Here is a 7929-nt window from a genome sequence, read left to right as displayed (position 1 = left end):
CTCGGCGGCCCGTACGGCGTCTCCACCCGCACCTCCACCACCTCCTCCAGCAACGCGTACAACCCCGAACCACCGATCACACCCAGCTCGGCCCGGGGCTCATCCTGCGCGTTCTGACGCGGCGTCATGCTTCAGCACCTCTCCTCGGGAGTTCGATCCCGACCAATGTAGGAGCGGACGGGGACGGCCTCGACGAAGCGCGTCCTTACGGTTCCCGAACGCCGCCGCGCACGCGGCGTCGGCGGGCCCGGCGACGGACCCGGCGCAGCCGGAGCGCGAGCGCGACGCCGGACGCACCGAACAGCACGCCGGTGATGGCGAGCCAGCGGCCGAGGTAGACCCCCTCCGACAGCCCGGTGGCGCCCGGGTAGGGCGCGGAGAGGCCGAGGATCAGCGGGAACCAGACGAGCAGCAGCAGGCCGGACAGGAACACCGGGACGCGCAGGAAGTTGATCCAGTCCACCGCCGGGGCCCGTTCCGCGCGGTGGCGCAGCACCGACCGGGCCGAGAGGTCCGCGAGCGAGTAGAGCGGCAGCAGGATCAGGTCGTGGACGACGGCCGCGCCGATGAACCAGAGCACCACCGCCAACGGCCTTACGGCCACCAGGCGTTCGACCGCGTAGCCGGTCAGGGCGAGGGAGGCGAGGAGCGCCAGCAGGTGCAGCGGCCCGGCGCCGTACCAGCGGGCGAGGGCGCCTGGGTTCGGGGCGGTCACATGGCTCATCTCGGTCAGGTCCGGAAGGTGAGCCGGCCCACCCACTTGGTGTTGTTCACACCGGGGTTGGCCGGGACGATGATCCGGGCGGGGTAGCCGTGGTCGAGCGAGAGCTCGGCGCCGTTGACGTGCAGGGCGAGCAGTGAGCGCGGATCGCGGATCTGGTTGCCGCGCAGCGCCACGGAGCTGTAGGGGCCGGGCGGTTGGACGGACTCCACCAGCACGTCGGCCGCGTCGGGCAGCCCGGCCAGGGCGGCGAGGTCGGCGAGCCGCAGTCCGCTCCACCGCTGGTCCTCGGTGGACCAGCCCTCCACGCAGGCGATCGGCAGCCGGACCGAGCGCTGCGGCAGGGCGAGCAGCTGCTCACGGGAGAACACCAGCACCGGCCCGGCACCGTACAGTTCCAGCCGCCAGTCGGGCCCCACGCTCGCGGCCGAGATGCCGACGGCGGCGGCCGTCTTGTTGACCTGGAAGCCGTTCGGCCCGGTATCCCGGTCGCGGTTGTGCGGCGCCAGCAGCGCGGTGCCGCGCCACCGGCCGCCGATGCTCTGCCCCGCGGTGACCACCAGCAGGACCAGCGAGCCCGCGCCGACCAGCGCGAGCGCCCCGCGCCGGGCGATCGTCGGCGAGGCGGGTTCGGGCGCCACCAGGCCGTCCGCGTCCGGTGGTTCGGGTCGGGTGCCGGTCCGGCCGGTGCGCAGCTCCACGAGCAGCGAACGGGACCGCAGGGCGCGTCGCATCCGGCCGAACCTGAGGCCGACGTGGACGGCGAACGCGGCGATGAACACCCACGCCCCGTAGAAGTGCAGGGTGTAGAACGACCCCGGGAAGAGGTAGTGCAGTTGGATGTCGAGGATCCCGGTGGCGAACTCGAAGACGGCCCCGCCGACCAGCATCAGCAGGGACAGCCGCTCCAGTCCGTGGGCCGCGCTGCGCACCGGCGGCCACTCGAACAGCTTGGGGATCACCGACCAGAGCTTGGCCAGCAGCACCGGGACCAGGACGACGCCGAGGGTCACGTGCACGCCCTGGGTGAGCCGGTACAGCCAGGACGGGCTGGTGGGCCAGTCGAAGAGGTAGGAGCCCAGCACGCCCTTGTCCGGCGTCTGGTCGTTCAGCGGGCCGAGGCCGGGGTTGTAGGCGGCGTAGGACAGGGCGCCGGTGACGAAGAGCACGGGGATCCCGACCAGCAGCACCAGCCCGAACACCGAGGTCAGCCAGGGCCCGCGGATCGGGCTGCGCCAGAACCGGGGCCGGAACGGCCCGGGCGGCGCGGGCGGTACGGGCGGTACGGGCAGTCGGCCGAGGCGCTCCGCGAGCCCTTCCGCGAGCCCTGTTGCGAGCCCTTTCGCGCGCCCCGCCAGCCTGGTGCCGGCCGCCCGCACCCCGGTGAGCCACCGGGGCCGCTTCCGGGGCGCGCCGCCGTCACCGTCGTCGACGTCACCGCCGTCGCGTGCCGTGCCCACCGACCACCTCCAGCTGCCCGGGGATCCGCCGGGCGCGGCCCGCGCGGCAGGGAACGGGCGGGCGCCGGCGCTCCGTTCGGCGTCGGAGGGCCGGGCGGCCGCAGCCCGCCCGACAGCCAACCACCTGCGGGGACCAGCCCCGGCGGAGCCGCCCGGACGGGGCTGGAGCCTCACCCGTACGGCGGCACCCCGGCGGCACCCCGGTGCCGACCGGTCGTCCGTTCGGGCCCGGGTCGGGCCGGCCCGACCCGGGCCCGGGGTTCCGGGGCCGGCTTCGAGCGCCGCAGTTCGAATACCGGGTGGGGTATATTTGGTCGAGCCGGTCCATCCACCGGGGGGCTTTGAGAAGGGAGCGCGGCATGTGCCGCCGAATCGCCTGCCGTACCTGCGGGAAGCCGACCTACGCCGGGTGCGGGATGCACGTCGAACAGGTGCTGGCCGGGATCCCCGCCTCCCAGCGGTGCTCCTGCCCACCCGAGGAGCGGACCTCCGGCGGCTGGCTCGGGCGCCTGTTCCGGCGCCGCTGACATCCGGCGCCCCACCCCGAGGGGGCCGAGCCGTCCACCGGTGAGCGCCGGGCCCCGCTCGCGACCGAGGCCGGGTACGGGCCGAGGGCCGCGCCCCGGGCGAAGCCGCCCGAGACCCGGGGCGCGGTGGCCGCCCCGGGTCTCGGCGATCCGGTGCGGGCCGTCCGCGCACTGTCCGGCCCCGGTGGCCCTGCCCGTGAGCCGGTCGAGCCGCACGGTGTCAAGGCGGCGTTGACCAGGTGTCAAGGGTTCGTCAGGGCGGGGGCGGGAGCTTGTCGCGGGGATCGCGGGGGGGCTTTGATGGGGGGCATGCACCGCTCGACACGCCACCACGACCGCCCGCCGCATAGTCGGCCGCGGATCGTCGTCGCGGTCGCGGTCGCCACCGCCGTCCGGTAGCCCCCGGCTCCTTCCCGCCGGGCACCGGCGGCGTGCACGGGCCGGATTCCGTTCACCCGCGCCCGTGTCGTCCGACGCCGCCCGCCCCCGCCCCGTTCGGCTCCGAGGGCCGGGGCGGGCGAGCGTCACCTTCGCGCCACACTCCCTCTCGCACCGGCGGCCCCGGGGCGGGCGGTGCACCGCTGCCCCGTCCCCGCACCCCGCCGGCGCCTTTCCACCCTTGGATGGGTCATGTCCGACGCTGTTCTGTCCGCCCGTACCGCCCTCGTCACCGGCGCCTCCTCCGGCATCGGCTGGCAGACCGCCCGACTGCTCGCCGGGCACGGCGCGACCGTCCTGGTGCACGCCAGGACCACCGCCGAGGCGGCGGACGCCGTGGAGCGCCTGGTCGCGGCGGGCGCCCGCCGCGACCAACTGGTCGAACTGGCCGCCGACTTCAGCCGGCTGTCGGAGGTCGCGGTGCTGGCCGGCACCGTCGTCAAGCACTACCCGGCCCTGGACCTGCTGGTGAACAACGCCGCCGTGATGGCGCCCGAGCGCTGCACCCTCACCGACGACGGCAACGAGGTCTCGCTCCAGGTCAACTTCCTCGCCGCGCACCTGCTGGCCAGGCTGCTGCGGGCCCCGCTCTCGGCGGCCGGCGACGCCCGGATCGTCAACGTCTCCTCCTCCCTGCACCGCACCGCGTCCATGAACTGGTCGGACCCGCACCGGGTGAAGAAGTACTCCCGGGTCGCCGCGTACGCGCAGTCCCAGCTCGCCCTCACCATGGCGACCGCCGAGATGGCCCCGGCCGGCTCCGGAATCACCGCCGTCAGCCTCAACCCCGGCCTGTGCGACACCGCGCTGCTCCCGCTGTACGGGCGGGTCGGCGCACCCGCGGCCGAGGGCGCGGCGGCCGTGGTCCGGCTCTGCCTGCCGGACGTCGAGGTCGCCAACGGGGCCTACTACGACGGCGGCGTCACCGCGCCGACCGCGCAGGCCGCCCGGGAGGAGCGCTCGCAGAAGCGCCTGGCCAAGCTCGCCGACCAGCTGGTCGGCCGCGCGGCCTGAACCCCGCCCACCACCCGACGAGCACGAGGAACCGCACGATGTCCAAGCGCGCCCGCAAGAAGAAGGCCCGGCGGAAGAAGAAGGCCAACCACGGCCGCAAGGCCTGCCAGTAGCTCCGTGGACCCGCCCGGTGCCGCGTGCCACCGGCACCGGGTGCACCCCCGTTCGCGACGGCCGGCCGTCGCGAACGGGGGTTCCGGCCGTCGAGAACGTCACATCCGACCCGCCTTCTGCCGGGTCTCCCCGGCATGTCATCATCTGAAGACATCATCCGATGACATCGGCTGATGACATCCCTCGGTCACCTGTACCCGGGGTGCCCGGGGGCCGGCCACCCGCTCCCCGGTTCGGATTCTCGATCTGTGACAAGGGAGGGCGGCGTCCATGGAGACCGGAACGGGCCTGTCGACGCGACGTGAGCGGGCCCTGGTGCCCGTGCTGGTGTTCCTCAGCGCCGTGGTGGCGGTGATCAGCAGCCTCGGCGCCCCGATGATCCCGACCATCGCCACCGTCGACCACGTCTCGCTGGCCGAGGCCCAGTGGTCGCTGACCATCACCATGCTGGTCGGGGCCGTCGCCACCCCGGTGCTCGGACGCCTCGGCGACGGGCCGGACCGCCGTACGGTCACCCTGGTGGCCGCCGCCGTGGTGGTGCTCGGCAGCGTGCTGGCCGCGCTGCCGCTCGGGTTCTGGTGGCTGATCGCCGGACGGGCCCTGCAGGGCGTCGGGCTCGGCCTCACCCCGCTGGCCATCGCCACCGCGCGGGACGCCGTGCCGGCCGAGAAGTCCCGCTCGGCGGTCGCGCTGCTGTCGATCACCACCGTCGCCGGAGTCGGCCTGGGCTACCCGATCACCGGGCTGGTCTCCCAGTCCTTCGGCATCCACGCCGGATTCTGGTTCGGCGCCGTGATCAGCGGCCTGGCCCTGGTGCTCGCCGCCCTCGTCCTGCCCCGGCCCGCCCACCGCGAACGGCGCCCGCTGGACGTGCCCGGCACCGTGCTGCTCAGCCTCGCCCTGGTCGGACTGCTGTTGGTGCTCAGCGAGGGCGAGAGCTGGGGCTGGGCCGGCGGCCGGCTGTGGACGGTCGCGGCGCTGTCGCTGCTGCTGCTCGGCGGCTGGATCCGGCACGAGCTGCGCACCGCCCACCCGCTGGTCGACCTGCGCAGCCTCAGCAACCCCATCGTGCTGACCGCCGACGTGGCCGGCCTGGTCGGCGGCGTCGGGATGTACCTGCTGATCTCCCTGGTGATCCGCTACGTCCAGACCCCGACCAGCACCGGCTACGGCCTGGGCGCCTCGGTCGTGGTCGCCGGTCTGGTGCTGCTGCCCTTCTCGGCGGCCAGCCTGGCGTCCAGCAAGATGCTGCCGCTCCTCACCCGGCGCGCCTCCTCCGCGCTGGTCCTGCCGATCGGCTGCGCCGTCTCGCTCGCCTCGATGCTGTTCTTCCTGTTCGCCCGCGACCGGCTGTGGGAGCAGCTCGTCGTGATGGCGCTCGCCGGACTCGGGGTCGGCTGCACCTTCGCCGTGATGCCGGGGCTGATCGTCGCCGCGGTGCCCGCCCACGAGGTCGGCAGCGCCGTCAGCTTCAACCAGCTGCTGCGCACCATCGGCTACTCCACGGGCAGCGCGCTGTGCGGCGCCGTGCTCCAGGCGCACACCGCGCCGGGCCGAATGCTGCCCGCCGACAGCGGCTACCGGGACGCGGCGTTGATCGGCTGCGTGGTCTGGGTGGTGATCGGCGTGATTACGATCGTCCTGCCGCGCGTCAGTGCCGCGGCCGCCGCCCGGGGCAACGGTCTGCGGGTGGACGAGGAGCTGATGGTGGAAGAGAGCATCGCCGACGCCGTGGCCGGCGAGAGCGAGGTACCCGTGCTGCGGGCGGGGGCCGACCGGTGAGCGCGCCGGCCTCCCCGGTCGATGGGCCCGACCCCGTGCCGAGCGGCCCCGCACCGACCCCGTCCCCCCGGCGCCGGGACGCCGCCCGCAGCCGCGAGCTGCTGATCCGGGCAGCCCTGGAACTCTTCGCCGAACGCGGCTACGACCGCACCACCACCCGGGAGATCGGCGAACGGGCCGGCGTGGACCCGGCGCTGATCGCCCGCTACTTCGGCGGCAAGACCCAGCTCTACCTGGCCACCGTCCGACTCGAACTGGGCGACGAGGCGCCGGCCGACCTGCTGGAGGAGGAGCGGCTGCGCACCCTGCTGGTGCGGCTCGCCCAGCGCGGCCCCGGCCCCTCCTTCCAGGCCGCGGTGACCCCCGGCGACAACACCGAGGTGCAGCAGGCCTCCCGCACCTACCTCTACGAGCGGATGGTGCACCCGCTGCACGAGCGCTTCGCCGCCGAGGGGGTGGACCGCCCGCAGCTGCGCGCCGAACTGGCCACTGCGGCCTTCGCCGGGGTCATCCTGGCCCGCTCCAGCGGGGCCTTCGCCGAGCTCGCGGCGGCCGACCCGGAGGAGCTGTTGCCGCTGCTCCGGGAGCTGCTGGCCGCGAGCCGGCCGAGCTGACACCGGCCCCGGGCCCGGCGCATCAGGCGGTGGCCCCGCGCGCCGGAACGTCCGGGGCGCGGGGCCACCGCCTTTTGCCTACCGCGCCCAAGGTCGGGCGAACTCGTGCAGTGCCGCCACCACGGCCGGGGCGAGGGCGTGGTCGCCGACCGGCGTGCCGGCCGGGTGCAGGAAGTGGTCGACGCCGTCCAGGGTGCGCAGGCCCGGGCCGGTGGTGTGTGCCCCGGCCAGGGCGCCCAGCAGCGGGGGCACCGTCGCGCAGGGCACGTTGCCGTCGGCGGTGCCGCAGGTGACGGTGACCCTGGTCCCGGGGCGGACCGCCCGGGCGGCATCCGGCGGGTAGACCGCGTCGTCGCTACGGACGAAGCGGGCGTTGTTCGGGCCGAACAGCGCGTTCAGCAGCCCCGCGAGCGGCGGCAGCAGGGCGCTGGTGTCGGCCGGGCGGCCGGCGCGGAAGGCCGCGACGGCGGCCGACACGCCGGCCTTGTTCGCCCGCGCCGCCTCCTCGGTGACCTGCCCGGCCGCGACCGCCTGGTCGAGCTGGCCGTCGAGCTGGGCGGTCAGCAGGTCCAGCAGGCGCTGGTCCTGGGGGGCCAGCAGCGCGAGGCCGACCGGCGCCGGCCGGACCGTACGGGCGACCAGCAGGGCCTGCAGCCCGCCCTCGCTGTGGCCGACCACCAGCAGCTCGCGCCGGTCGGCCTCCGGCTGGTCCCGCAGGGTGGCGTAGGCCGCGGCCGCCTGGCGGGTGAAGGCGGGCAGGTCGAGCCGGCCGGGGTCGCCCTGGTAGGCGCCGGCGCCGGTGCGGCCGGTGAAGTACTTGTCGAAGCGCAGCGTCATCACGCCGTCCGCGCCGAGAGCGTCGGCGACCGCCCGCAGGGTGCCCGGGGTGAGCGCGGGCGGCTCGTCGCCGTTGCGGTCGGTCGGACCGCTGCAGGGCGGCGGGCAGCCGGTGCCCGGCCCGGTGGGCGGGGACGTGCAGGGTGCCGTAGGCGGTGGTGCCGTCCGCGGTGAAGCTGATCTCGCGGTCCGCCGCGGGCACCGTCGCCGCCGGTTCGGCCGCGCTCGCGACGGGCGCGGCCAGGCCGGTCGCGAGCGCGGCGAGCAGGACGGCGGTCGCCGAGGTGCGCCAACGCATGTTCTCCCCCTGGAAGTTGGTCTGCTGGCTTGCCGCTCCCAGGCTACGACCGGGCCGCCCCCGCGCCCGGACCGCCCCCCACGACGTCGGCCTCGTGACGCCGACCCCGTGACGTCGGCTCAGC

The 7929-nt window shown here is 75.3% G+C and carries 8 protein-coding genes and 1 pseudogene; 5 read left to right on the top strand and 4 right to left on the bottom strand.

What is annotated here, in order from left to right; genetic code table 11:
* From ACFWIS_RS35865 to ACFWIS_RS35855, 3 genes and pseudogenes are all read right to left on the bottom strand, one after another.
* Positions 1-128: pseudogene (locus ACFWIS_RS35865) on the bottom strand (5'-methylthioadenosine phosphorylase); the annotation flags it as partial.
* Between the two features lie 77 nt (positions 129-205).
* The gene (locus ACFWIS_RS35860) at positions 206-724 is read right to left on the bottom strand and encodes a hypothetical protein (RefSeq protein WP_380464018.1); all 519 of its coding nucleotides are present in this window, start codon (positions 722-724) and stop codon (positions 206-208) included.
* A gap of 5 nt (positions 725-729) precedes the next feature.
* Complete coding sequence (locus tag ACFWIS_RS35855; protein ID WP_380464024.1) at positions 730-2013, bottom strand: molybdopterin-dependent oxidoreductase; 1284 nt, start codon at positions 2011-2013, stop codon at positions 730-732.
* Between the two features lie 527 nt (positions 2014-2540).
* On the opposite strand from ACFWIS_RS35855, the gene ACFWIS_RS35850 reads away from it, so the two are divergent.
* From ACFWIS_RS35850 to ACFWIS_RS35835, 4 genes are all read left to right on the top strand, one after another.
* Entirely contained in the window at positions 2541-2708 is a 168-nt protein-coding gene (locus ACFWIS_RS35850; RefSeq protein WP_380464020.1) for a hypothetical protein, read from the top strand.
* A gap of 630 nt (positions 2709-3338) precedes the next feature.
* A complete protein-coding gene (locus tag ACFWIS_RS35845; protein WP_380464022.1) occupies positions 3339-4160 on the top strand; it encodes an SDR family NAD(P)-dependent oxidoreductase in 822 nt (273 codons plus the stop codon).
* Between the two features lie 384 nt (positions 4161-4544).
* Positions 4545-6056, top strand: coding sequence for an MFS transporter (locus ACFWIS_RS35840; protein WP_380462108.1), 1512 nt, complete (start codon positions 4545-4547; stop codon positions 6054-6056).
* A 35-nt stretch (positions 6057-6091) separates the two neighbouring features.
* The gene (locus ACFWIS_RS35835) at positions 6092-6670 is read left to right on the top strand and encodes a helix-turn-helix domain-containing protein (protein WP_380462107.1); all 579 of its coding nucleotides are present in this window, start codon (positions 6092-6094) and stop codon (positions 6668-6670) included.
* A gap of 78 nt (positions 6671-6748) precedes the next feature.
* Here ACFWIS_RS35835 and ACFWIS_RS35830 read toward each other — a convergent pair whose 3' ends face one another.
* Positions 6749-7507: an alpha/beta fold hydrolase gene (locus ACFWIS_RS35830; protein WP_380462106.1), complete on the bottom strand. Its 759-nt coding sequence runs from the start codon at positions 7505-7507 to the stop codon at positions 6749-6751.
* 170 nt (positions 7508-7677) lie between these two features.
* Here ACFWIS_RS35830 and ACFWIS_RS35825 point away from each other — a divergent pair, with 170 nt between their 5' ends.
* Positions 7678-7917: a hypothetical protein gene (locus tag ACFWIS_RS35825; RefSeq protein WP_380462105.1), complete on the top strand. Its 240-nt coding sequence runs from the start codon at positions 7678-7680 to the stop codon at positions 7915-7917.
* Positions 7918-7929 lie beyond the last annotated feature (12 nt).

It is taken from the genome of Kitasatospora sp. NPDC127060 (genome assembly GCF_042724935.1).
Classification (GTDB): Bacteria; Actinomycetota; Actinomycetes; order Streptomycetales; family Streptomycetaceae; genus Kitasatospora.
This window is presented reverse-complemented; position numbering and strand designations above follow the sequence as displayed.